Origin of the sequence: Pseudobacillus wudalianchiensis (genome assembly GCF_001685015.1) — a bacterium.
Taxonomy (GTDB): domain Bacteria; phylum Bacillota; class Bacilli; order Bacillales; family Domibacillaceae; genus Pseudobacillus; species Pseudobacillus wudalianchiensis.
Window position 1 is genome coordinate 143,945 of sequence record NZ_MAYT01000002.1, and the last position, 24,258, is coordinate 168,202.

At 41.8% G+C, this 24,258-nt stretch carries 24 protein-coding genes and 3 riboswitches; of the genes, 16 read left to right on the forward strand and 8 right to left on the reverse strand.

The window, feature by feature from the left end; translation table 11 throughout:
* Positions 1 to 20: 20 nt before the first annotated feature.
* The 4 genes from msrA to purU all read left to right on the forward strand — a co-directional run bounded on the left by msrA (position 21) and on the right by purU (position 3,324).
* Entirely contained in the window at positions 21 to 977 is a 957-nt protein-coding gene (gene msrA, locus A8F95_RS05130; RefSeq protein ID WP_065409558.1) for a peptide-methionine (S)-S-oxide reductase MsrA, read from the forward strand.
* 115 nt (positions 978 to 1,092) lie between these two features.
* Positions 1,093 to 1,704, forward strand: a complete 612-nt coding sequence (locus tag A8F95_RS05135) for an SAM-dependent methyltransferase (protein ID WP_065409559.1) — start codon at positions 1,093 to 1,095, stop codon at positions 1,702 to 1,704.
* Positions 1,705 to 1,796: 92 nt separating this feature from the next.
* Positions 1,797 to 1,897, forward strand: a riboswitch (glycine riboswitch).
* Between the two features lie 3 nt (positions 1,898 to 1,900).
* A riboswitch (glycine riboswitch) is annotated at positions 1,901 to 1,989 on the forward strand.
* A gap of 125 nt (positions 1,990 to 2,114) precedes the next feature.
* Positions 2,115 to 2,411 (forward strand): iron-sulfur cluster biosynthesis family protein, encoded by a 297-nt coding sequence (locus tag A8F95_RS05140; RefSeq protein WP_245671132.1) that lies wholly within the window; start codon positions 2,115 to 2,117, stop codon positions 2,409 to 2,411.
* Between the two features lie 10 nt (positions 2,412 to 2,421).
* On the forward strand, positions 2,422 to 3,324 hold the full coding sequence (gene purU, locus A8F95_RS05145; protein WP_095407438.1) for a formyltetrahydrofolate deformylase: 903 nt from the start codon (positions 2,422 to 2,424) through the stop codon (positions 3,322 to 3,324).
* Positions 3,325 to 3,701: 377 nt separating this feature from the next.
* On the opposite strand, the gene A8F95_RS05155 is transcribed toward purU, so the two are convergent.
* Together A8F95_RS05155 and A8F95_RS05160 are read right to left on the reverse strand one after the other, a co-directional pair.
* Positions 3,702 to 4,739 (reverse strand): cytochrome d ubiquinol oxidase subunit II, encoded by a 1,038-nt coding sequence (locus tag A8F95_RS05155; RefSeq protein ID WP_065409562.1) that lies wholly within the window; start codon positions 4,737 to 4,739, stop codon positions 3,702 to 3,704.
* Positions 4,740 to 4,772: 33 nt separating this feature from the next.
* A complete protein-coding gene (locus tag A8F95_RS05160; RefSeq protein ID WP_065409563.1) occupies positions 4,773 to 6,110 on the reverse strand; it encodes a cytochrome ubiquinol oxidase subunit I in 1,338 nt (445 codons plus the stop codon).
* Positions 6,111 to 6,325: 215 nt separating this feature from the next.
* Between A8F95_RS05160 and A8F95_RS05165 the strand changes: the two genes are divergently transcribed.
* Entirely contained in the window at positions 6,326 to 7,135 is an 810-nt protein-coding gene (locus A8F95_RS05165; RefSeq protein WP_065409564.1) for an SDR family NAD(P)-dependent oxidoreductase, read from the forward strand.
* Between the two features lie 262 nt (positions 7,136 to 7,397).
* Positions 7,398 to 9,614, forward strand: a complete 2,217-nt coding sequence (locus tag A8F95_RS05170; protein WP_065409565.1) for an arylsulfatase — start codon at positions 7,398 to 7,400, stop codon at positions 9,612 to 9,614.
* A 115-nt stretch (positions 9,615 to 9,729) separates the two neighbouring features.
* Here the strand turns inward: A8F95_RS05170 and A8F95_RS05175 are convergent, their stop codons facing one another.
* Both A8F95_RS05175 and A8F95_RS05180 read right to left on the reverse strand, forming a co-directional pair.
* Positions 9,730 to 10,416: a CidB/LrgB family autolysis modulator gene (locus tag A8F95_RS05175; protein ID WP_065409566.1), complete on the reverse strand. Its 687-nt coding sequence runs from the start codon at positions 10,414 to 10,416 to the stop codon at positions 9,730 to 9,732.
* Positions 10,413 to 10,787: a CidA/LrgA family protein gene (locus A8F95_RS05180; protein ID WP_065409567.1), complete on the reverse strand. Its 375-nt coding sequence runs from the start codon at positions 10,785 to 10,787 to the stop codon at positions 10,413 to 10,415. The genes A8F95_RS05175 and A8F95_RS05180 overlap by 4 nt, the downstream gene beginning before the upstream one ends.
* A 108-nt stretch (positions 10,788 to 10,895) precedes the next feature.
* On the opposite strand from A8F95_RS05180, the gene cidR reads away from it, so the two are divergent.
* Positions 10,896 to 11,798, forward strand: coding sequence for a cidABC operon transcriptional activator CidR (cidR, locus tag A8F95_RS05185; RefSeq protein WP_065409568.1), 903 nt, complete (start codon positions 10,896 to 10,898; stop codon positions 11,796 to 11,798).
* A 48-nt stretch (positions 11,799 to 11,846) separates the two neighbouring features.
* Here the strand turns inward: cidR and A8F95_RS05190 are convergent, their stop codons facing one another.
* Complete coding sequence (locus A8F95_RS05190; protein ID WP_049665689.1) at positions 11,847 to 12,029, reverse strand: small acid-soluble spore protein H; 183 nt, start codon at positions 12,027 to 12,029, stop codon at positions 11,847 to 11,849.
* A 160-nt stretch (positions 12,030 to 12,189) separates the two neighbouring features.
* On the opposite strand from A8F95_RS05190, the gene A8F95_RS05195 reads away from it, so the two are divergent.
* The 9 genes from A8F95_RS05195 to A8F95_RS22340 all read left to right on the forward strand — a co-directional run bounded on the left by A8F95_RS05195 (position 12,190) and on the right by A8F95_RS22340 (position 21,157).
* The gene (locus tag A8F95_RS05195) at positions 12,190 to 13,308 is read left to right on the forward strand and encodes an NAD(P)/FAD-dependent oxidoreductase (RefSeq protein ID WP_065409569.1); all 1,119 of its coding nucleotides are present in this window, start codon (positions 12,190 to 12,192) and stop codon (positions 13,306 to 13,308) included.
* Positions 13,309 to 13,478: 170 nt separating this feature from the next.
* The gene (gene ypfJ / locus A8F95_RS05200; protein WP_065409570.1) at positions 13,479 to 14,318 is read left to right on the forward strand and encodes a KPN_02809 family neutral zinc metallopeptidase; all 840 of its coding nucleotides are present in this window, start codon (positions 13,479 to 13,481) and stop codon (positions 14,316 to 14,318) included.
* Between the two features lie 533 nt (positions 14,319 to 14,851).
* Positions 14,852 to 15,571 (forward strand): YebC/PmpR family DNA-binding transcriptional regulator, encoded by a 720-nt coding sequence (locus A8F95_RS05205; protein ID WP_065409571.1) that lies wholly within the window; start codon positions 14,852 to 14,854, stop codon positions 15,569 to 15,571.
* Positions 15,572 to 15,780: 209 nt separating this feature from the next.
* Positions 15,781 to 15,863: riboswitch (cyclic di-GMP riboswitch) on the forward strand.
* 42 nt (positions 15,864 to 15,905) lie between these two features.
* Complete coding sequence (locus tag A8F95_RS22020) at positions 15,906 to 17,930, forward strand: diguanylate cyclase domain-containing protein (RefSeq protein ID WP_065409572.1); 2,025 nt, start codon at positions 15,906 to 15,908, stop codon at positions 17,928 to 17,930.
* Between the two features lie 275 nt (positions 17,931 to 18,205).
* A complete protein-coding gene (psiE, locus tag A8F95_RS05215; protein WP_065409573.1) occupies positions 18,206 to 18,667 on the forward strand; it encodes a phosphate-starvation-inducible protein PsiE in 462 nt (153 codons plus the stop codon).
* 139 nt (positions 18,668 to 18,806) lie between these two features.
* Positions 18,807 to 19,688: a permease gene (locus A8F95_RS05220; RefSeq protein WP_065409574.1), complete on the forward strand. Its 882-nt coding sequence runs from the start codon at positions 18,807 to 18,809 to the stop codon at positions 19,686 to 19,688.
* Positions 19,689 to 19,700: 12 nt separating this feature from the next.
* On the forward strand, positions 19,701 to 20,549 hold the full coding sequence (locus tag A8F95_RS05225; protein ID WP_065409575.1) for a TIGR03943 family putative permease subunit: 849 nt from the start codon (positions 19,701 to 19,703) through the stop codon (positions 20,547 to 20,549).
* Positions 20,550 to 20,688: 139 nt separating this feature from the next.
* Complete coding sequence (locus A8F95_RS05230; RefSeq protein ID WP_065409576.1) at positions 20,689 to 20,919, forward strand: group-specific protein; 231 nt, start codon at positions 20,689 to 20,691, stop codon at positions 20,917 to 20,919.
* A gap of 88 nt (positions 20,920 to 21,007) precedes the next feature.
* Positions 21,008 to 21,157 (forward strand): hypothetical protein, encoded by a 150-nt coding sequence (locus tag A8F95_RS22340; protein ID WP_176713630.1) that lies wholly within the window; start codon positions 21,008 to 21,010, stop codon positions 21,155 to 21,157.
* 55 nt (positions 21,158 to 21,212) lie between these two features.
* Here A8F95_RS22340 and A8F95_RS05235 read toward each other — a convergent pair whose 3' ends face one another.
* The 3 genes from A8F95_RS05235 to A8F95_RS05245 all read right to left on the reverse strand — a co-directional run bounded on the left by A8F95_RS05235 (position 21,213) and on the right by A8F95_RS05245 (position 24,155).
* The gene (locus A8F95_RS05235; RefSeq protein ID WP_065409577.1) at positions 21,213 to 22,229 is read right to left on the reverse strand and encodes an LLM class flavin-dependent oxidoreductase; all 1,017 of its coding nucleotides are present in this window, start codon (positions 22,227 to 22,229) and stop codon (positions 21,213 to 21,215) included.
* A gap of 227 nt (positions 22,230 to 22,456) precedes the next feature.
* Positions 22,457 to 23,596 (reverse strand): alpha-hydroxy-acid oxidizing protein, encoded by a 1,140-nt coding sequence (locus A8F95_RS05240; RefSeq protein ID WP_065409578.1) that lies wholly within the window; start codon positions 23,594 to 23,596, stop codon positions 22,457 to 22,459.
* A 202-nt stretch (positions 23,597 to 23,798) separates the two neighbouring features.
* Entirely contained in the window at positions 23,799 to 24,155 is a 357-nt protein-coding gene (locus A8F95_RS05245; RefSeq protein ID WP_065409579.1) for a DUF779 domain-containing protein, read from the reverse strand.
* Between the last annotated feature and the right edge of the window lie 103 nt (positions 24,156 to 24,258).

The following is a 24,258-nucleotide window of genomic DNA, read 5'->3' on the forward strand; positions in this document are numbered from 1 at the left end:
AGGTAAAGGAGTGTTGTTTCATGGCTGAACAATGGAAGTTAGCTACGTTTGCGGGAGGATGTTTCTGGTGTATGGTCTCGCCTTTTGACGAGCAGCCGGGAATTAAAGAGGTTGTTTCGGGCTACACAGGAGGTCACACGGAAAATCCGACATATGAAGAGGTTTGCTCTGATACAACCGGCCACTATGAGGCGGTCCAAATAAAGTTTGACCCGGCTGTTTTTCCATATAAAAAATTAGTGGAGTTATTCTGGCAGCAAATTGATCCGACAGATGCGGGCGGGCAATTTAATGATCGGGGCTTGTCTTATAAAACGGCGATTTTTTATCATGACGAAGAACAAAAAGAATTAGCAGAGGCTTCGAAGACAGAACTTGAAGCGAGCGGCCGTTTTCAAAAGCCCATTGTAACGGCCATCCTGCCGGCAGGTCCTTTTTACCGGGCGGAGGAGAAGCATCAGCATTATTATAAAAAGAACCCTTTCCATTATAATCTTTATAGAGAAGGGTCTGGACGTGCAAAGTTTATTCGTGAAAATTGGAAGAATCGGAAAACAGATGAGCAATTGCGTCAAGAATTAACACCGCTTCAATATGAAGTGACAAAGCATAACGCAACGGAACCACCGTTTCGCAATGAGTATTGGAATCATATAGAAGAGGGGATTTACGTCGACATTATTTCAGGAGAGCCATTGTTTAGTTCGACTGATAAATATGATGCTGGCTGCGGCTGGCCGAGTTTTACAAAGCCCTTGCGCCGTATAGAGTTAGAGGAAAAGCTCGATACTTCTCATGGCATGAGGCGGATTGAAGTCCGGGCGAAAACCTCTGATTCCCACTTAGGCCATGTGTTCGATGACGGCCCCGGTCCAGATCGGGCGCGCTACTGCATTAATTCAGCCGCTCTTCGCTTTGTGTCCAAGGATAAGCTAGAAGAAGAAGGATATGGAGAGTTTAAAAGTTTGTTTGAGTAAGGGAGTGTCCGTTACTCGCCATGTTCGCATTTTACTGACCATAGAGATAGAATCGTTATTTGAGCAGGAGAAAGCGGCTGTCTTATAATAGAGAAAAACGAATTGGGGAACTGCAATGAATGAAAAAGAGTACGACCGTCTGCTCAAAATTCAGACAGGCGGCACATGGGAATGGCTCTATCAGTCGCTTCATTATAATCGTTATGAAGCAACCCCTTATGAAGCAATAGACGAGCTCTTCCAGGAATACGAGTTAAAGAAAACGGACGGAGTCGTAGACTTCGGCTGTGGAAAAGGGCGTCTGTTATTTTATATTCACTATCGGTTTAACGTGCGGGCCACGGGGGTTGAGGTGAATGGGCAGCTGTACCAGGAAGCGGTTGAGAATCTGGCCGAGTATATGAAGAAAAAAAAGAGTCCCCTTCATTCTCTCCGCTTTGAATGTTGTGCTGCAGAGGATTATAAAATTGGGAAGGAAGACAATCGCTTTTACTTTTTTAACCCGTTTTCTATCCAAATTTTTATGAAAGTCGTTCACAATATTATGAGCTCAGTTGAAGAACAACAGCGGTCTGTTGATATTGTTCTTTACTATCCAACGGCCGAATACATTCAATTTCTCGAAATGTATACTCCATTTCAGCTTTTAAAAGAAGTGAAGGTGCCAGGGCTCTATGAAAAAAATGACAATGAACGGTTTTTGATTTTTCGTCATGAGGGATACTAATGGTTCCCTCTTTTTATAAGCGGAATCGTCAGAGAAAAATAAAAGCAATTGACAATCGTTAATATTTCAATTATTCTGAATGAAAATAGCGGATGACGATTGTGGGAGAGTGCAAGCAGTGAGCCACCGAAGGAGCAAGTTCCAAAAAGACCCTTGGAATCAATCTCTCAGGTAGAAGAACCACAATGGGACGCACCTCTGGAGAGCGCGTTTAAATACGCCACCAAAGGGGAAGGCTCAATCCGATCGCTGGATGGAGTTAAACTCTCAGGTAAAAGGACAGAGAAGGGAACGTTACCCTTTTCTGTCCTTTTTTGCGTGCATAAAAAGTGTCGGGAAGTGGTTGAAAGCCGACAAATGGAGAAGGGTATATATCAGGGAAAACGCTTACAGGAAGGGGTGGAATAATCGTGATCAGATTAACAGAGCCGGCTGTAAAACAGTTAAAAGCAATGGTACTAGAGGAAAAGAATAGTCCAAGAATTGATGCGGATGTCGCTGGCGGATGTGGTGTATCTGTGAGGTTTCAGCTTGTATTTGATGAGCCGCGCCGAAATGATAAAGTGATTGACTGTGAAGGAATTGAAATTCGAATGGACCGTTTTACCGAACGTTACTTAGATACAGAAACACAGGTTGATTACACAGAAGAATTAGGTTTTCTAGTGGGAGAAAGCTTTACTTCAAGCGACTGTGCGATAGAGTAGTCTTTTTGAAATGAATATAACATTTAAGGGTGGAGGAAGAGTTTTGCATAAAAAGGGGAATCTTAATTACTTTAAATTGTTAGTCACTTGTCCGGAAAAGCCGGGCATTATTTCCGCTGTGTCAAATGTTTTGCTGGAGCACAAAGCGAATATTGTTCAATTTGATCAGCATACGACAAATCCAAAAGACGGCATTTTCTTTATGAGAATTGAATTTGATATGGAAGAGACGGATACAGCCGTTGAGAAGCTTGAACAAGGGCTGCGGGAGTTATCCGAGTCGTATCCAATGGAGTGGGAATTAAGAAACAAAGAAAAGGCCAAGCGCATGGCTATTTTTGTCTCTAAGGCAGATCATTGTCTGTTAGAATTAATTTGGCGCTGGAAATCAAAGGAGCTCCCAGTTGAAATTCCAATGGTGATTAGTAACCATCCAGATTTAAAAGAAGTAGTAGAGAGCTATGGCATTCCGTATTACCATATTCCGCTTTCCCATGAATCGAAAGAAGAAGCGGAACAAAAAGCAATGGAACTAATGGAAGGAAAAGTAGACTTTATTGTCTTAGCGAGATACATGCAAATCCTTTCTCCTGGTTTCATATCAAAATATCCAAATCAAATCATTAACATCCATCACTCTTTCTTGCCGGCATTTGTAGGGGCAAATCCTTATGTGCGAGCTTTTAACCGTGGGGTGAAATTAATTGGAGCGACTGCGCATTATGTGACAAACGAGCTCGATGAGGGACCGATTATTGAACAGGATATCCTGCGGGTAAATCATCGTTACACAGCGGAAGACCTTAAGATTGCTGGTCGTCATGTAGAAAGAAGTGTACTTGCTGAGGCAGTTTCTTGGCATGTGGAGGATAAAATTATTGTTCATGGTAATAAAACAATCGTGTTTACGTAAGAGCAATGGTAGAAAACCAACTTTTACTCAATGTGACGAGTATCCTCCTGGCAATTATCTGTATAGGGCTTTTTTTCATAAATCAGCGCAGGAGAAAAGTGAACTTGTTACAAGTCATTTTGCTTATCTATGCGTTGTCGGTACTGGTTACGGCCGTGCTGGATTATTGGCAGCAATAAAGCAAAGCTTTTAGGGTGTTCACCATCGTTTTTTACTAGTAGGAATGATTGTAAGCAAAGTCTGCTTTATATACTATCAGGCTGATTGAAAAAGTTTGTCTTTCGAGGCGCAGTATCTGGCGAGCAACGAAGAAGGCCAACGTTTCTCAATAGCCTAAAAGCTTAACGGGCTTGTAGCCCGTTAAGCTTTTTTCATGGCTAGGAACTTTTTTGCCGCAAGTATTTTTTATCGTGCATAAACAATCTCCAAAAATAAATAAAGCCGGGAAAGAGAATGGCAAAACCGGCAATGTATGTGATGAACACAGCCATAAAAGAATTAGGGTCTGTGAAGCCTGATTGAATCGTTACGTTAGGATAGACCATATACGGCAAATGAGCTTTCCCGTATACATAACTAGCAATGAAATATTGAATCGTAACCGCAATGACGGCAATTCTTGGCATTCCCCTTTCTTCTTTGTTCGAAAAGGATGGAAGGAACAGACTAATCCCGCCAATTAAAAAGAAGCCGAGTGAAACGAACAATAAAGGCAAATCATCCATCATGCGCGTATATAGCCAAGGTGTTTCTGCTCTTAAAGTCAGCATAATCGCAAAGGCCATCAACAATGAAATAGGACCTAAAATGCGGCAGTCTCTTAAATAAACTTTGTAAGCCTCCATTTCATTAGAGGTTTTCGAATAATCCGCTAGCAATAAAGAAGACAAAAAAAGGGTGCTGCTAATCGCAAAGCCGATAAAGGCATATTCATTCGGGCTCGTAAACAGCTTTTGGAGGTTTAAAGACGGGTGACCGCCTTCGTACTCGATGAATGCGCCGTGAGCAACCGGCAGCACACTAATTAACAGGCCGGGAATTAAAATGCCGGTAATACCTGAAACATACGTTAGCGGCTTTTTATACTCGGTTGCAATATTTGAAAAGACTAAGAAGGCACTTCTGACCGCCAGTAATAACAAAATCATGCTTCCCGGAACGAGCAGAATTGTACCGAGCGTGTAAGCGGCCTTCGGAAATAAGCTATACACAGCGACAACTAAGGCGACGATAAACGTGTTTGTCACTTCCCAAGTGGGGGATAAGTAACGGTTGGCAATATTCGTCGCTCTTGTTTTTTTCCGGTTTATGTAAATCATCGACCAGAAGCCTGCGCCGAAGTCCATCGTTGCCATAATGGAATAAATAAACACAAACCCCCACAAGATTGTGATCGCGATTAATTCATTTGTCATCAATAGGGCCTCCTATACATGTAAGTAGAATCGTTAAGCGCCTTTTTCAGCCTTTTGGATATCATCCAACTCTGTATTCTTTCTAAAAAAGTACAACAGCACTGCTACAACGGTAATGCCTAGAAGTGCATATACACTAAAGAATAAGAGGAAAAGAACGCCTAAGTTGGTTGCGGAGGTAACTGAATCAGCGGTAGCCAACACTCGATAAATGACCCATGGCTGCCTTCCTGTACAAGCAAAGATCCAACCGCATTCAATCGCAATCACCGCTAGCGGGCCGGATGCCACTAACACCCACAAAAACCATTTTGGAAAGCGGTCCTTTTTCATAAACTTTTTCCATACAATCCCCACTAGTGAAATAAGAATAAGCAATGAACCGATCCCGACCATAGCATTAAAAAGTGTGTGAATAAACAAGGGCGGCCACAATTCTTCGGGAAAGTCATTTAACCCGACCACAACCGTGTCAAAGCTGTTGCCTGCTAGAAAACTTAATAACCAGGGAATTTCGATAGCCCCTTTGATCGTCTGGGTTTCCCGATCCGTAATACCTCCGATCGCTAAAGGAGCATGTGACTGTGTTTCGAACAAGCCTTCAGCAGCCGCTAATTTTTCTGGCTGGTATTCATGTAAATACTGGGCCGATTCATGCCCGTTAATCGCTGTTAAAAAAGAAAAGATTCCTCCTAAAACAAGGCTTACCATTAACGCTTTTTGATGAAAAAGATATACTCTTGAACCATATTTATTTCTCATCATTTTAAAGGCCGCAACAGAAGCTACTACAAAAGCGCCAACAACATAGGCCGATAAGGCGACATGTCCAGCCGTAACAAAGAAGCTCGGATTAAAGAAGGCTTCCCATGGATTAATATCAAGAAATTTGCCATTTTCGTAACGGAACCCGGCGGGAGTGCCTTGGAAAGCATGCACATTGGTGATCAAAACAGCCGATGCGAGCGCTCCTAGAGCAACTAACGTTAAGCTGATAACTCTCATCCATGGAGCAATTCTTTCGGCTGCATAGACATAAATAGACATAAAGAGGGCCTCTATGAAAAAAGCATAGATTTCAATTTGAAATGGCAGCGGCATGACACGTCCGATAACCTCCATAAACCCAGGCCAAAGAAGAGATAATTGAACGCCAGCGATCGTACCGGTTGGAATGCCAACTCCAAGCAAAACGGCAAATGTTTTGGTCCAGCGTTTGGCCATCACCACATAGTCTAAGTCCTTCGTTTTTTGATAAAGCAATTCTGCCGTCAAAATCATTAAGGGCAGTCCGACTCCAATAGTGGCAAAAATAATGTGAAAAGCCATCGTTGTGCCAAACAGGGACCGCGCAATGAGTAAATTGTCCATTCTGTACTCCGTCCTTTCTTCACGTCTCCTATTATTTCCAATTGAGAGAAAGAATATGTAAAAAAGCAGGGGAAATATAGGGGAAAACTGGATAAACAAATTGTTTTAAAAGTTAATATTTAAATGTTAAAATACTTTAAGGATGAAAGAGTTATCATTGAGTTAATCAATGGGGAATAGCTAAGAGAGTAGCAATATATAAAGGAGTGAAGGAAATGAAACGTGTAGAGGGAAAAGTAGCTCTCGTTACAGGAGGCGCTTCTGGAATTGGATTATCGGCTGCTGCCTTAATGGCGAAAGAAGGAGCAAAGGTTATTATTGCTGACTTTAACATTGAAGGCGCCAAAGAGGCTGCAGAGAATATAAAGAAACAAGGCGGTGAGGCAGCGGCTGTATTTTTAGATGCTTCAAAGGAAGAGTCTATTAAAGCGGCTGTTGATTTCACAGTTGAACAATATGGAACGATTACCGTCCTTTTTAACAATGTAGGCTTAACAAACCTTCATAAAGATTTGGACGTTGTAAATATGGATTTAGAAGAATGGGACCGCTTAATGAACGTTAATACAAAAAGTGTGTTATTAGGCAGCCGGTTTGCCATCCCTCATATGATTAAAGCGGGAGGCGGCTCGATCATTAATACCGCTTCTATGGCCGCCTTTGCTGGCGATGCCTTGCGTTCTGCTTACGGCGCTTCTAAAGCCGCTGTTGTGAATTTGACAAGATACATTGCAGCACAATACGGAAAAGATGGTATTCGCTGTAATGGAGTAGCCCCAGGACTAATTTTAACTCCTGCAGCTAAAAACAATATGCCAGAAGCGGTGCTTGATATTTTCGCTAAATATAATGCGCTGCCATACCACGGTGAAGCGGACGACATTGGCTATACCGTTTTATTCCTTGCTTCTGATGAGTCTAAATTTATTACAGGACAAACGATTCAAGTAGAAGGCGGACACTATATATCTAATCCAACTATGCCGGATTTCAATCAATTCGCGGAGCAATCACGTTCTAAATAAGAATCGGCCAGAAATCCTTAAGAAAAGACCCATCTAAAACGTAATAAAGCAACGGCAATAGATAGTGAAGCTTAACCTCATTTACAGGTTAAGCTTTTTTGTTATGCACATAAACCTCTATGTTCCGTCAGCATAACTATTTCGTTCTCAAAATACACTTCATAATGTATGAGGCTGTTGATAAACGTTTCCATCAGCCTAATAGAGGCTTCGTCTACACTCTCATGTAGTTATGCCTATTTTACTTGAAGGGAAGAGGGGAATGAAAAAGGAAACAGACATCGGTAAACAGAAAACAAATGTCGTATTTATTGTATTAGATGATGTTGGGTTTTCTGCATTAGGCTGTTACGGTTCGGAAATCGAAACACCTTATATAGATTCAATCGCGCACAATGGGTTAAGGTACAATAATTTTAATGTGACTCCTTTATGTTCACCAACTCGCGCTTGTCTGCTGACTGGCCGTAACTGTCATGCTGTTGGAGTGGGGATGGTAACTGAAGTAGACTGGGGACCTCAATATCCTAATAAACGAGGAAGAATTACAGAGCGCGCGGCTCTCATAGCAGAGATTTTAAGAAAGCATGGAATGGCTACTTATATGGCTGGAAAGTGGCATCTCGTTCCCGGTCATGAAGCGGCTTCCAGCGGCCCATTTGACAATTGGCCGCTGGCTAAAGGATTTGACCGATTTTATGGCTTTTTATTAGGGATGACGGATCAGTATGAGCCCGATTTAATTTACGACAATCACCGTGTTCAGCGGGATAAAAAACAAAATTATCATTTATCGGAGGATCTTGTTGATAAATCACTGGAATTTTTGACGGATCACTTGTCCGTTACTCCAGAACGCCCATTTTTTCTATATTTAGCCTTTGGGGCACAGCATGAGCCGCATCAAGTGCCGAAATCTTTCATCGAAAAATATAAAGGGATCTACGACAAAGGATGGGATTATATCCGTGAAGAACGGTTTAAGCGCCAAAAAAAATTAGGTGTCATCCCGCCGAATGCTGAGTTGGTAGAGCGCAATCCCGGAATCAAGCCATGGTCTGAACTGACTGAGAAGGAAAGAGCTTTATTTATCCGGTTTCAGGAAACGTTTGCCGGCTTTTTAACGCATACTGATGAGCAAATTGGGCGGCTGTTAGAGTTTTTAAGAGCCAAAGATCAATTGGATGATACGATTATCGTTTTGCTATCGGATAATGGAGGCAGCCAGGAAGGCGGATGGAACGGTTCCATTTATGATGCAGCCTATTTTAATGGAATTGAGGAGAGTGTCGACAAGCTTTTTGAAAAAATAGATGAAATTGGGGGGGCCTCTGTCAGTCCAAATTATCCGAAAGGGTGGGCTCAAGTTAGTAACACCCCTTTTAAATACTATAAGCAAGATACATTTTTAGGAGGGATCCGTGTTCCTCTCATTATTCAATGGCCTCAGGAAATCTGTGATAAAGGAGCTGTTCGTTCCCAGTTCTATCATGCTATTGATATTATGCCTACTATCCTCGATGTTTTAAAGATTGCCCCGCCACAAGAATTTGACGGTGTTGCCCAGATGCCGATGCACGGTGTCAGCATGAAGGATACCTTTAAGGAACCTCAAGCTCCCACCAAACGGATAACACAGTATTTTGAGATGCTTGGCAATCGGGCGATTTGGCATGACGGCTGGATGGCTGTTACGTATCATGAAAGAGGTGTTCCTTTTCATGAGGATAAATGGGAACTCTATTATATCAATGAGGATTTCTCGCAAAAGTACAACTTGGCAGAACGGTATCCCGAAAAGGTAAAAGAAATGGAAGAAAGGTGGATGGAGGAAGCGGGAAAGTACAATGTCCTTCCTCTCGATGATAGGATGTTTCACAAAGGGTATCAGGGTTTGCAGGAAGGAAGAACCCTCTTCACTTACTATCCGGGAATGGCTCATCTGCCCAGTGGTGCCGCTCCCAGAATGACTTTAACCTCTTATTCGATCACTATTCCCATTCTTCGCTTGAACACTACGGAAGAAGGCGTTTTAATTGCTTATGGAAGCCATTCGAGCGGTTATACGCTCTATATAAAGGATAACTACTTAATATACGAGTACGACTATGTAGGCACGGTTTATAAGGTGCGATCGTCTATAGAAGTACCGATTGGATTTTCGGTTATCCGTTTTGAATTTAAGAGAAAAAAGCTTATTCAGGGCATAGGAAAGCTTTATATTAATAACGAATTAGCAGGCATCGTTCATTTGGAGAGGACTCTGCCATTTGTTCTTTCAGTTGAAGGGCTGGACATTGGGCGTGATCGCTTAACACCTGTCAGTCCTCATTATCCGGTGCCGGAGTTTCCTTTTACCGGGCAAATTAAGCAGGTGAATATTGAGCTGTTAGATGTGCCTGTGAAATCTCAGTCGTCTCACTGTGAAGGGAAACAACCTATTTATATACAGTTGAATGGCAGTATTATTTTACGGTAGAAGTCCGGTTTGTGAAGGCAGCCCTTCGTGTTATACAGGGGCTGCTTAGAGTGCAATGACTAAATAAAAAAGGGACTTGCAATGAAAAACAAGTCCCTTGTGCATGATGCAGGGGTTAAAAAAAGATAAGCATAATCGGTAGAATCCATGGAGTTAGGAAAAGGGTAATAAGAGCAGCCATAATCATGGATAAGCTCGAAATGGTTCCTGTAACCGAGCCAAACTCGAAGGCTTTTGATGTGCCAGCACCGTGTGCAGCCGTGCCGAGAAGCACGCCGCGGGCAATGTCATTCTCAATACGCAAAAGCTGAATAATCATTGGACCGATGACAGAACCGAGCAACCCGGTCATGATGACGAACACGGCTGTAATAGCAGGCACGCCGCCAATGCTTTCAGAGACACCCATCGCGATAGGCGTAGTGACAGAGCGTGGAATGAGACTATCAACAATTTCTGTATTTAAATGCAGCATTTTGGCCATCGCCATGGATGAAATAATAGCGGTAACCGAGCCGGATAGTACGCTTAGTATAATTTCAGCTGCATGTTTTTTTAATATATTGAAATACTTATAAAGCGGCACAGCAAAAGCAATCGTAGCTGGCTCAAGCATCCGGCTTAGCCAGTGTGCGCCGGCATCATATGCTTCATATGAAGTATGGGTGAGAAATAAGCCGCCGACAACAAGGACCGGCACGGTAAGCAAGGGAGACAAATATACTTTTGGCTTTCGTTTATAGCACCATTTGGCTCCCCAATACAAACAAATTGTCAATATAAGACTAAAGAGAGCGATCATGATAAATGTCTCTGTTCCTTTCTTTCTGCAATTTTTTTAGCTGTTAGACCTGTACAAGCCATGACGACAGCGGTGCTTAAAACAATCACTAATGTGACATAGAGACCATCATCTATTAGTACATTTTTATATTTTATAATCCCAACAGCAGCTGGAATAAAGAATAATAATAGCTCTGCTAGCAGCCAATTTGCACCTAGTTCGATCCATTCCAGGCGAATGATTTTCGTTTGAAGCAGGATAAAAAGAATAAACATGCCTAAAATGCTGCCGGGTATGGGCAAATCAAGCCAGTTCACTAGCTGGTTCATACCTAGAGAAAAGGCGCATAAAAGGATTATTTGAACGATGCTTTTAAGAAACATCACCATGCCATTTCCCCCTTTCAAAGAAAAGTGTACTTCATCTGCTCTCATAGGTAAAATGCATATATAGAATCTATAGCATTCTTTTTATCTATGACTAAAAAGGAGAAAAAAATGGATATCCGGCATTTGCAATATTTCTTAAAAGCTGCACAGTATAAGAGTTTTACGAAAGCCGCACAATCTCTGTATATTACACAGCCCACCATTAGCAAAATGATCAAAAGCATTGAAGAAGAATTGGGAGTAGAGTTATTTAACCGTTCTGGCAAACAGGTGGAATTGACAGATGCGGGACAAGTGATTTTCGCCCAAGCGCAAGACATTGTGAACTCCTTTGACAATTTATCAACGGAGCTAGATGACTTAATGAATTTGAAAAGGGGCCGTATTAGTATTGGGCTGCCTCCGATGATTGGGTCGAGCTTTTTTCCTAAAGTGCTCGGGAAGTTTCGGGAGCAGTATCCTGATGTGACCATTCATCTTGTGGAAGATGGAGCGAAGAAAGTAGAAGCTGATGTAGAAAGCGGTCAGCTTGACATGGGAGTAGTGCTGTCGCCAACAAATGAGGCGCTGTTTCATTCATTTTCACTTGTAAAAGAAAAGCTGATGGTGCTTATTCATCCTTCACATCCGTTAGCAGAAAAGGAAAAAGTCACCTTATCGGAATTGCAAAAAGAATTTTTTGTTTTTTTTCGCAAAGATTTTGCCCTTCATGACCGGGTGATCGCAGAATGTGTACGAGTAGGATTTCATCCACAGGTCATATATGAAAGCTCACAATGGGATTTTATTAGTGAAATGGTGGCAGCCAATCTTGGTGTTGCTTTGCTCCCGGAGCCGATTTGCCGAGAACTGGATAAAGAGCGTATTCGGGTGCTGCCGCTTGTTGAACCGGTGATTCCATGGCATTTAGTCATGATTTGGCGTAAAGAGCGCTATCTGTCGTTTGCAGCACGTGAATGGCTTCGCTTTACTCAAGATTTATTTAGAAGAGGGCATGGGGAGGATCATTAAATGCCTCTACGTTTCACAAGGGAAAAGTAGAGGCGGCAGCAAGCAGGCTTATTGGTGCTCTTCTAGTTCATTTAATGATACTGTTTGCTCTTGTTCCGGTTCAGTTAAAGGATAAATTCTAGCCGTTTCATTTTGTTCATCGACGTGTTGAATGTAAATGGGCATTCCTTGATAAGTAACGTCCATCATAACAGGTGAAGCGGCAATCTCTTTCGCACGCTGTGTATTCATCAACTGACCTCCTTATCGGTATATTTCTCTTATAATATTGTCATTAAGCTGGTGATGTATTCTGTCGTGCTGATGAAGCAGCATGTTAAAATATAAACACAAAGCATTTGCTTCTAAAGGAAGAACAGATTAGTGAAATATAATTGAAAAAGGTGTTCATATGAAAGATTTTATTGTGGTGGGTGCAGGAATTTTAGGGGCATCAACAGCTTATCATTTGGCAAAAGCAGGAGCCAATGTAACAGTCATAGATCGGCGGGATGCAGGACAGGCGACAGATGCGGCTGCCGGGATTATTTGTCCGTGGCTGTCCCAGCGGCGGAATAAAGCCTGGTACGCACTCGTAAAAGGCGGGGCCGCGTATTATTCTTCACTGATTGAACAGCTTGAAAAAGATGGAGAAATGGAAACGGGATACGAGCAAGTAGGGGCTATTAGTCTGCATACGGATGCTGAAAGGCTTGAGAAAATGGAAGAAAGGGCTCTGAAAAGACGGGAAGATGCTCCAGAAATCGGCGAGGTTCGTCCTTTGACACCCGCTGTCACTACTGAACTATTTCCGCCGTTATCAACAGCATTTGCTTCTGTACATGTGAGCGGTGCTGCACGTGTGAACGGCCGGGCCTTACGAAATGCGCTTCTCGGGGCAGCACAGAAGCATGGTGCTGTATGTGTAAATGGTTCTGCGGAGCTGGAGCATACAGACGGTCAAGTGACAGGTGCACGGGTAAAAGGTAAGGCATATGCAGCAGATTGCGTCATCTTGACAGCAGGAGCTTGGGGTGCTGAACTGCTGGCACCGCTTGGTTTGAATTTTCAAGTGACTTCACAAAAAGCGCAAATTGTTCATCTTCAACTGGAGGATACCGAAACGGCTAAATGGCCGGTCGTTATGCCGCCAAATGATCAGTACATTCTTGCTTTCGACAAAGGCCGTATTGTAATTGGCGCTACGCATGAAGAACATGAACATTTTGATCGGCGTGTCACAGCTGGCGGCTTACATGAAGTATTAGATAAAGCATTATCTGTTGCCCCCGGTCTGGCTGACGGTACATTTCTTGAAGCGCGTGTCGGCTTTCGTCCATTCACACCGGGCTTTCTGCCGATCATCGGCGAGGTACCAGGCTTTAAAAACCTTCTTCTCGCCAACGGACTGGGTGCTTCCGGTTTAACAGCCGGACCGTTTCTTGGCGCGCAGCTCGCTAAGCTGGCTCTTGGTGAAGAGGTTAACATTGATCTGCAGTTATATGATGTAGCGGGCGCGATCGGTTCCTGAACCGCTTTATTCGCCCATATTAGCTGTTTATTATCACAAATTAGTATTTTATTAGCCAACAGGACGATTTACTATCTAAATGAACCGTTTTATTATCCAAAATCTTCTTTTTTAAATTAACCAATCCTGGGTATAACACTAGTGACGAAGCAACCAGGGGAGGAAGAAGGATGAAGTGGAGAGGAAGAAGAGAAAGCACAAACGTTGAAGACCGGAGAGGCAGAGGCGGAGGAACACTTATTGGAGGAGGGATCGGCGGTTTAATTCTTTTACTCGTCTTTACCTTCCTTGGCGGTGATCCGACAGAACTGATGAACGGTCTGCAAACGGTTGATGATAATAATACTCCTTACGAAGAAACAGCAGCGGAAAAAGAGCGTTCAGAGTTTGTATCTGTCGTGCTGGCTGATACAGAGGATGTATGGTCAGAGATTTTTAGGCAGGAAGGCTTAGTGTATAAAGAGCCGACGCTCGTCCTGTATACAAATAGTGTGCAGTCTGCCTGCGGAACATCTAGTGCGTCAGTGGGGCCATTTTATTGTCCAGGTGACCAAAAGCTATACATTGACTTAAGTTTTTACGATGAGCTGCAGCAAAGATTTCACGCACCTGGGGATTTTGCGATGGCCTATGTCATTGCTCATGAGGTTGGCCATCACGTCCAAACGCTTCTTGGCACAAGTGACAAGATTATGCCTCTTCGCCAGCGGATGAGTGAGGAAGAGTTTAATAAATATCTCGTTCGTTTCGAACTGCAAGCCGACTATCTGGCCGGTGTTTGGGCTCATCATGCGCAAGGAATGGACTTGCTGGAAGAAGGAGATCTTGAAGAAGCTTTAAACGCGGCCAGCGCTGTTGGAGATGATACTCTGCAAAAACAAGCGAGAGGCTATGTTGTTCCGGAAAGCTTTACACATGGAACTTCCGAGCAAAGAAAACGCTGGTTTTATAAAGGCTTTCGTTCTGGCAGTTTAAAGGGTGGAGACACCTTTAATGCCCGTGATTTATAAAGAGAGTGGACAGGTCTTATGAGGTTAAAGAGAACCTCTCGTAAGGCCTGTTTTATGATGCTATGAGCTGCTCTTTAATAAACGAAACTGGACCTCTAATATGGCTGAAGGTGTAATCTGCTTCTTCTAAGCCGATTCTAATCGCCACACCGGCTTCTCGCAGCATCGGTAAATCTGGATCAGAAAGCGTATGGTCTAAATCGAAAGCAAGCAGCTTAAGAACTCTCCTTTTTCATATGTAAAGGAATGTGAGAACGATTCTACACTCGATAGTTCAGCATGATAAAAGGTTGCTGTCATGGATTTGGATGGCTTGATTTTTGAAAAAAATGGAGAAACACCTTGCTCTTCTTTGTTTCAAAGCGGCTTTAATTGCGGTATAATATAATCTGCACATGATTTGACACCGTATTTGATTCGTTATATAAAGTCGTCACAAGCTCCATATAGTTATTTTGAAAAAGTGTTGAAAAGCCAGCTTATTTTGCATTCATCATTTAATTCAGATTCAAATTGGAAAGAGAGTGTTTACGATGGGACGTAAATGGAACAACATTAAAGAAAAGAAAGCAGCAAAGGACGCTAACACAAGCCGTATATATGCTAAATTCGGACGTGAAATTTATGTAGCAGCGAGACGGGGAGAACCTGATCCCGAATCCAACCAAGCATTAAAATTTGTGCTTGAGCGGGCAAAAACATACAACGTGCCTAGACATATTATTGATCGTGCCATTGAAAAAGCAAAGGGAGGATCAGATGAGACATATGATGAGCTTCGCTATGAAGGCTTTGGACCGAGCGGATCGATGGTTATTGTTGACGCTTTAACAAATAACGTAAACCGTACAGCATCAGAAGTGCGGGCAGCTTTCGGTAAGAACGGCGGCAATATGGGAGTAAGCGGATCCGTTGCCTATATGTTCGACGCTACGGCTGTTATTGGGGCAGAAGGCAAAACAGCTGATGAGATACTGGAAATTTTAATGGAAGCAGACGTGGATGCACGCGACATTCTTGAAGAAGGAGACGCTGTCATCATCTACGCTGAACCTGATCAATTCCATGCCGTACAAGAAGCATTAAAGAGCGCTGGGATTACAGAATTTACAGTAGCTGAGCTGACCATGCTCGCACAAAATGAAGTGACGCTTCCAGAAGATGCAAAAGCTCAATTTGAAAAAATGATTGATGCTTTAGAAGACTTGGAAGACGTTCAACAAGTGTATCACAATGTAGATTTAGGTGAATAATGTAAAAAAGCAGACCTTTGTTTCCGGCAAAGATCTGCTTTTTTATTGCTTTTGAGGATAGATAGACTAAGTAATGTTCTCGAATAGGCAGTTAGTAATAGGATGGTATAACTAAAACTGTTGAAATTTATCATTTTATGATATATTATGAAGTTGCAATTGATGTATAAACTGGAAATCTACTGAATCATATAAAAAGTAATTATCAAAGAGCAGATGGGGCTATGAACTATACTTCTAACTTGGGCATCTGAAGTATAGGGAGCGAGTGATGCAACCGACCAACACTTGTTGGTCTTTTTTGTTTTTTAACATGGTGAAGGAAGGGGATCTGATGTTTCTTAACCGTATAGTTCACTTATTTCAAATATCAAGCTTAAAAGGAAGGCTGCGATTTTGGTTCATCTGCTTTACGGTAGTGTTCGTTTTATTGGCCTCCATCCCTCTTGTCATAATAGAGAGAGGCCAAAAGCGAGAGGAAGCTAACGTTGCAATTGAGAAAACAATGAACTTGCAGCAATTAGTAATAGACAATTGGTTTGAGGACAGGTTAGCAGATATTAAATCTATCTCTGAACTCCCGACTGTAAAAGCGGGGGATATAGCAAAGATGGAGGGTGCATTAAAAGCAGTTGATAAAAATCACCCAGAGTTTAGCGGTATTGTATATGTGAATAAGAATGGAATAACGGAAGTTGATACGACAGGACCTATAGGGTTGGATCTATCGGATCGGCCTTACTTTAAAGAAGCGAAAAAAGGGAATATTTTCATTACAGATGTATTAATTGGCAGGCAGTCCAATAAGCCGATTATTATTTTTTCTGTTCCCGTATATAATGACGCGGGGCATTTTCAGGGGCTAGTATTCGGACCAGTTCCAATCAAAACCATTAACAATGTCATGAGGCAATATCAGGATAGTTCAAGGGAAACCTATTTGGTTGAAAGAAATGGTATGTTAATCAGCGAATCACGCCAAGGCAAAATAGGGAAAAATATTAAATCCAAAATATATAAACAAGCATTAGCGGGAAGTAACATTAAGAATCAATTTTACACAGCCCCTAATGGCGAGACTGTACTAGGAGATTATAGATGGGTGCATGATAATCAGTGGCTTATTATTGGTGAAATAACAGAAAGTAAAATTTATGAGTCCTTTTACCATATGGTTATGATATTTTCTTTCGTTATCTTAATTGTGATTATAATAGGGTACATCTTAATGATTTGGGTATCTAATCAAGTAGAAGCCCCTATCCGGAAAGTATTAATAGGAACAAGAAAAATCGGCCAAGGAAATTATGAATATCGTTTAGATAAAACTTCTTATAAAGAGGATGCAAGAGAGCTTCAAGAACTCTGTGATAATTTCAATAGCATGGGTGAATTGATTGAAAGTCATATAGACTCCATTGCAAAAAGTGAAGAGCGGTTCCGGATGATTGCGGACTATTCAAGTGATGTGATTACGATACATGATTCATCCGGAAAGTATTTGTACGTATCACCAGCAGGAAAGGAAATATTGCAATATGAAGATGAAGAAGTGATAGGTCACGACAGTTACCTCTTTATTCATCCGGATGATATAGAAATGATAAGAGAAAACCATCAAATTTTATTTGATACTGGATACGTCGTTTCGACTTATCGAATTCGTAGGAAAGATGGGGAGTATATTTGGTTTGAGTCTTCTATTAAGAGTTTACAAGGGAAAGATCCAGAGGAACCTCAACTAATCGTAATATCCCGCAATATAACCGAAAGAAAATTGGCAGAGCAAAGACTCGAAGAAGCCAATAAAATTTTACATGATCTATCTGCCAAGGACGGATTAACAGGGGTGTGGAATCGCCGGACGTTTGATGAGAAATTAGAAATAGAGTGGAGTCGTGCGTTAAGAAATTCTACGTCTTTTTCTCTGATCATGCTTGATATAGATTCTTTTAAAGCCTATAACGACACGTATGGCCATCAAGCAGGAGATGATTGTTTAAGAAAAGTAGCTGCGAAAATTAGTAACGTTGTGATAGAGTTTGGAGGCATGGTCTTTAGGTATGGGGGAGAAGAGTTTAGTGTCGTCTTGCCGGAGACGAATCATGATGACGTCCAGCGAACAGCGGAAACAATTAGACACGCGGTAGAGGATTTGAAAATCCCGCATTCAGGTTCAAAAATCAGCCAGTATGTCACGATCAGCTTAGGGATCGCAACTATTATTCCAACAAAAGATAAACACACAAACCAGTTCATAGAGTTTGCCGACAAAGCTTTATATAAGGCAAAACAAGACGGCAGGAATCGCGTTAAGTCTTACAATGATCTTTGTAATTTACAAATCTGTGGAGAATAATCAAACGGCTCTAAAAAAGGAGCCGTTTTTTCATGGAATTGTTAAATCAGCAAAATAAATGGTGCTCGGTTAGATGAAACGAATTGTAAACTTGAAGCCGCTTAACGTTTAAAAAATTGTAAAGAGTACGGATAAAACTATCTTGAATTTTAAAAATAGTTAGAATAAGATATATACTTATTATCGTTTTTAAGGGGCTGATTACCTACAATAAACAGATAGATGCATAAATAGTTGAATGGTCTTATTCCGAAATAGAATGGGGGAAAGGTTGCGTGACTAAAACTAAAAAGGACTTCACCGATATCTTGCAGGTCATTCCTAAGGTTCTTCAAACGATATTGAATGTATCTCTCATTCTTCTTGCTATTATTTTATCTTTTTTATTAGTGAAGGAACTAATTGTTTTCGGTAATATTTTAGTCGAAAGTGGCACGAACGATTATAAGCTTTTTCTTGCGAATATCCTTATCTTCTTTCTATATTTTGAGTTTATCACGATGATTGTGAAATATTTTAAAGAAGACTATCATTTTCCGCTCAGATACTTTCTATACATAGGTATTACGGCTATGATACGATTGATTATCGTGGATCACGATCATCCGATTAATACATTGCTATACTCGCTTGTCGTCTTAATTTTGATTATTGGCTATTTCATCATGAATCTCACACCGCACGAAAGACCGAAAGTGGGATGGTTTTTTAAAAAAGACACTCCAAAAGAGGAATAGATGAAAGGACTGTTCGAAAGCGTTGGCTTCTGGAACAGTCCTTTTTTATTTACGGAGGTTGTTTCAAGAGAGGGAATAAGGAACACCGTGTTATAATAGGTCGTTGATCTCCAAAACTGTCAAATTGGTGTGGATGTATATGTTCTCGCAATCATTTTTACAATTAAACACGATCTTTATTAGTATTCTAATAGAAGCGATTCCCTTTGTGTTAATCGGCGTTTTCATTTCCGGCTTTATTCAGATGTTTATTACAGAAGAAATGATAGCAAAAGTTATACCAAAAAATCGTTTTCTAGCTGTCTTATCTGCTGCGTTTATCGGTGCTTTGTTCCCGGCCTGTGAGTGTGGCATTGTTCCCATTGTCCGCAGGCTGCTCTTAAAGGGAGTCCCTTTGCATGCGGGCATTGCCTTTATGTTAACAGGGCCTGTCATTAATCCCATCGTTTTATTTTCAACATATATTGCCTTTGGAAACCAATGGGACATGCCTTTATACCGCGGGGGGTTGTCATTTATCGTAGCGATTTTGGTTGGATCGATTATTTCGTGGCAATTTAGTGGGAGCCAGCTTTTAGATAAAGGCTCCCTGCATACTCATTGCCATGCTCCAGGGAAGCAGACGTTTAGTAAAAAGTTTGTCGGCATGCTGCGGCATGCGATAGAGGAATTTTTCTCGGTCGGTAAATATTTAATTATCGGGGCATTCATTGCTGCAGCGATGCAAACCTATGTAAAAACCTCGACCCTGCTAGAAATCGGACAGACAGAAGCAGCTTCTCATCTTGTCATGATGGGCTTAGCCTTTGTTTTATCCCTTTGTTCAGAGGCGGATGCTTTTATTGCGTCCTCTTTTAGAAGCACATTTTCCACAGGTTCCTTAATTGCTTTTCTTGTTTTCGGAGCGATGGTAGACATTAAAAATCTTTTAATGATGCTAGGGACATTTAAAAAGCGCTTTGTCATGTATTTGATCGTCTATATTGCCATTTTTGTATTCATTGGTTCATTGTTAATTTAAAGGAGGGATGGGATGTTTAGAGTTTATATATTATTGCTGTTCACTTTTTTCTTTTTTCATCTCCATGCTTCCGGTAACATTTCCAAATACATTAATATGAAATACGCTTATTTGTCTTATAGCGCTATTTTTATCTTTGCGCTGCTCACAGTTGTCCAGGCTTATGACTATTTCAGAGGAGATGGAGAATCGGCAGATGAACATTGCTGTGACCATGATCACGTTCATGAAAAGGAAAAGCCTTTTTATCAGCGGTGGCTTTTTTATCTTGTGTTTGTTTTTCCGTTAATATCGGGTTTGTTCTTTCCGATTGCTACTCTTGATTCGACCATTGTTAAATCAAAGGGATTTTCATTCAAGCCAATGGAGCAAATAGAGGCGGCTGATCATTATGCTCAAACCCAATATTTGAAGCCTGATACGAGTATTTATTATGGAAAAGAGGGCTATGAGGAATTAATGGCGAAGGAATTAGCCAAATATGTCTCTAAGCAGCACATTGTTCTGAATGACGATCAGTTTTTAAAAGGGATGGAAACGATCTATGATTTCCCTGGTGACTTTCTCGGAAAGGAAATTGAATTCGATGGTTTTGCCTTTCATGGTGAAAACACAGATAGGCGTCAGCTGTTTGTTCTTCGCTTTGGTGTGATTCATTGTGTTGCCGATTCGGGTGCTTTTGGGATGCTCGTTCAATTTCCTAAAGGAAGCAATTTTAAAGACGATGATTGGATACACGTAAAAGGCACATTATCATCAATGTATTACCAGCCGTTTAAATCAACGATCCCCGTTCTGCTTATAAAAGATTGGCATAGTATTGATAAGCCGAAAGATCCTTATGTTTATAGAGGCTATTAACGCCTGCTCAGAGTGTAGGCAAAGTCAATTTTTAATGTCCAGGCTGACCTGTCTATGAGCGGGGAAGATGAGGAGCCTTTGCTTTTGTGTTAGATTGTAGATAAGAAGAGAAATAGAACAATTGGAAAGGGTGGGTTCCATGGGACAATGTAACATTGATCATTCACGTGAAGATGTCATTCAGAAGCTCGAAAGCCAACAGGCATTTATCTCTCTAGGCTTATATGAAACTCTGTATAATTTCCTGAAAACTGAGCATGAACAGGATACTTTGAATGAACTATTTCATTTATTAAAAAAATATGATTTAGCTTCTGAGGAAGAACAAGAAGCAAGAAATGTAAAGCTGAAACAGCTAGTACATGAATAAAAATCGAAATAGCCTGAAGCGGTCATAACGCCGCTTCAGGCTATTTTTTATAGTCAAAAAGGCAGGTTGTTTCAGAGGGATTTCTTTTATGATGGTTTCTTCAGCAAAGCTGATTAGAAAAGAACCGCTTCCGATTCAAAAAGCAGATTTACGACGTTTTCGTCGTTTGGAGAAGGCGGTTAAACAAGGACATCAAACAAAAAGCAGAACTGCTGAACGACAGATAAAAACAGAGTAGATCGATAAATCAAAATGCCCGGCAATTATTAATTGCCGGGCATTTTATATGGCAGCTATTCCATCATGTTCGCTACAATTTCATAAGAACGCAACCGATCTTCATGATAGAAAATCTGTGAATTTACAATAATTTCATTAGCGTTTGTCTCTTCGAGGAAGCTAGTTAACTTTTGTTTAACCATATCAGGCGTACCGACAATGGTTGCCCGTGAATCAAGCGTTTTTTCAATAGCTGCACGCTCAAAAGGGCTCCACACGGCATCAATATCATCAATCGGCGGCTTTAGCTGTGTCGGCTCTCCTCTTCTTAAGCTCAAAAATTGCTGTTGCTGGGAAGTGGCTAGCCATTGAGCCTTTTCTTCCGTGTCTGAGGCAATGATATTCACTCCAACCATCGCGTAAGGTTCGTTCAGGACATGGGAAGGTTTGAAGTGATCGCGATAAATTTTTAAAGCCGGCAATGTATACTCCGATGCAAAGTGGCTTGCAAAGGCAAAAGGAAGGCCTTTCTCAGCAGCAAGGCGGGCACTGAAATCACTTGAGCCAAGCAGCCAGATCGGTATATTCAAGCCTTCACCAGGAAATGAACGAACACGGGCAGACGGGTTTACTTCAAAGTAGGCTTGAAGCTCATCTAACTGTAACGGAAAATCCTCGACGCGGCTGTGAAGGGTGCGCCGCAGGGCAAAAGCGGTTGCCTGGTCACTGCCGGGGGCGCGGCCAATCCCAAGGTCGATTCGCCCGGGGTATAAGGATTCGAGCGTTCCGAATTGTTCTGCTATCACAAGTGTGGCGTGATTAGGAAGCATAATGCCTCCTGAGCCGACACGAATCTGCTTAGTCGCTCCGGCGATATGGCCAATAATGACAGAGGTGGCGGAACTAGCGATACCTGGCATATTATGATGCTCGGCCAGCCAGTAACGGTGGAATCCCCACTTTTCTGTATGTTGAGCTAGGTCGGTACTATTCTTAAAAGACTGTTCAGCGTTGCTTCCTTCTATAATCGGAGCTAGATCTAGTACGGATAAAGGAATACCTTGAAAGTGTTTTGTTTGAATGGCAGTCATATTTTCCCCTCCTTATGGGCTCTGCACTAAGCAATGATACAAGGTTTAGAGGCAATCTTCCAGTGAATTGCCTGCGGAAAGGAAGAGATTGGAGATTAGAATAGCAGCTTTGGATAATAAAATAGGAAAACGACTAATATAATGTCTTTTTCAGCTGCTTACTAATAAAAAGAACTGATTTAACGACCTGTCAAACAGGTATTAAATCAGTTCTTGAAAAATCATCGTTAGGCTCTTACCATCTTAAGTCTGCCAATTTGAGATAAGTTAGCTATACCAGAAAGGGAGAGAGAAATTTCAGTTTCGCGGGTGAAACCCTCGATCACTTTTTCCACTCCTTGCTGTCCGTGAGCAGCTAAGCCATAAAGAAATGGGCGCCCAATGAGCACAGCGTCTGCGCCTAGAGCAAGAGCCTTCACAACATCAGTGCCTCGTCGGATGCCGCTGTCAAATAAAACTGGTATTCTTTTTTGAACAGCCTCCGCAATGGAAGGAAGCGCATCAAGGGCACCAATAACGCCGTCGAGCTGCCGTCCGCCATGATTGGAAACGATGATGCCATCTACGCCATATTCTAACGCCGTTTGGACATCTTCTGGGTGTAAAATGCCCTTTAATAAAATAGGCAAGTTTGTTCTTTCTTTTAATTTGGCGATATGTCTCCAATGAAGAGACAAGGTTTGAATGTTTTCTAGTATGGAGGCAACAATAGCATCGTCATCCTGGCTTTTTAGTGCCTTCATAAATGCTGGATCACTTACATAGTTTGCTTTACCCAAGCCTTTGGAGAGCGGAGAAAACTCACTGCGAATATCTGTTTCGCGGAAGCCTGTTCTAACTGTATCCACCGTCACAACAATTGCCTCGTAGCCTGCTTTTTCTGCTCTTTCTACCATGCTAAAGGAGATTTCCTCATTGTTCGACCAGTAAAGCTGAAACCATTTAGAACCCGTCGGGGCAGCGGCAGCTACTTCCTCGATTGAATGGCTCGCGACAGTACTTAATATGAAAGGAACATTTAAATTGGAAGCTGCTTTCACAGAGGCAAGTTCGCCTTCCGGATGAGCCAGCTTTTGCATGCCAATGGGTGCCAATAAAAATGGCGTCTTATACGTCCGGCCAAATAACGTGACGCTCATATCTCCATCCGATACATCACTTAGCATTCTTGGCACAATCGCCCACTTTCCAAAAGCTTCTTCATTTCTTCTGCCTGTTTCTCCTTTTCCTGCACCTGAGCAGGCATAGCCATAGCCGCCTGGCTGCATCATGCCGGCCGCTTTTTGTTCCCACTCTTCAAATGAAAGAGGAAAATGGATTTCTTTACGATCTGTTTCAACTGATAGTAACCCCTCTTGCTGATTCATCTTATCAGACCTCACTCTTTTGTATGATTTTATACGCACATCGTTACTCACCCTTCTTCCTGAGGGTTGAAGTTTGAATTTTCTTTCTTCTTTTATTGTAAAGATTATTTTTTGGCTTGTACATATTCTTTTTTGATGTAAGGAGAAACGATAGGCTGATAGGAAATAAAAAAAGACCGGTGAAACACCGATCCTTCTATTTTCATATATTTAATTCTTGGCGTTCTTCAGATGTGAAGACACGTGATCTCGTTAAAAATCGCTTGCCTTCAGGTCCTTCAAGTGAAAACATGCCGCCGCGTCCATCGACAACATCGATAATAAGCTGTGTATGTTTCCAATATTCATATTGGGCTTCACTAATATAAAAAGGGGAGCCGCCGATTTTTCCAAGCAATACATCGCTGTCACCCGTTAGGAATTCACCCTCAGGATAGCACATTGGCGAGCTGCCGTCACAGCAGCCTCCTGATTGGTGAAACATAAGAGGACCATATTTCTCTTTCAGCTTATCAATTAATCCAAGGGCGGCAGGAGTTGCGGTTACGCGTTCAACCATTTAAATACGCTCCTTTCTGCTAGGGCAGAAGATGTTGCGCTTTCAAATTAATTAAAAGAATCCAAGAGCATCCTCACTATAGCTGACGAGCAGGTTTTTCGTC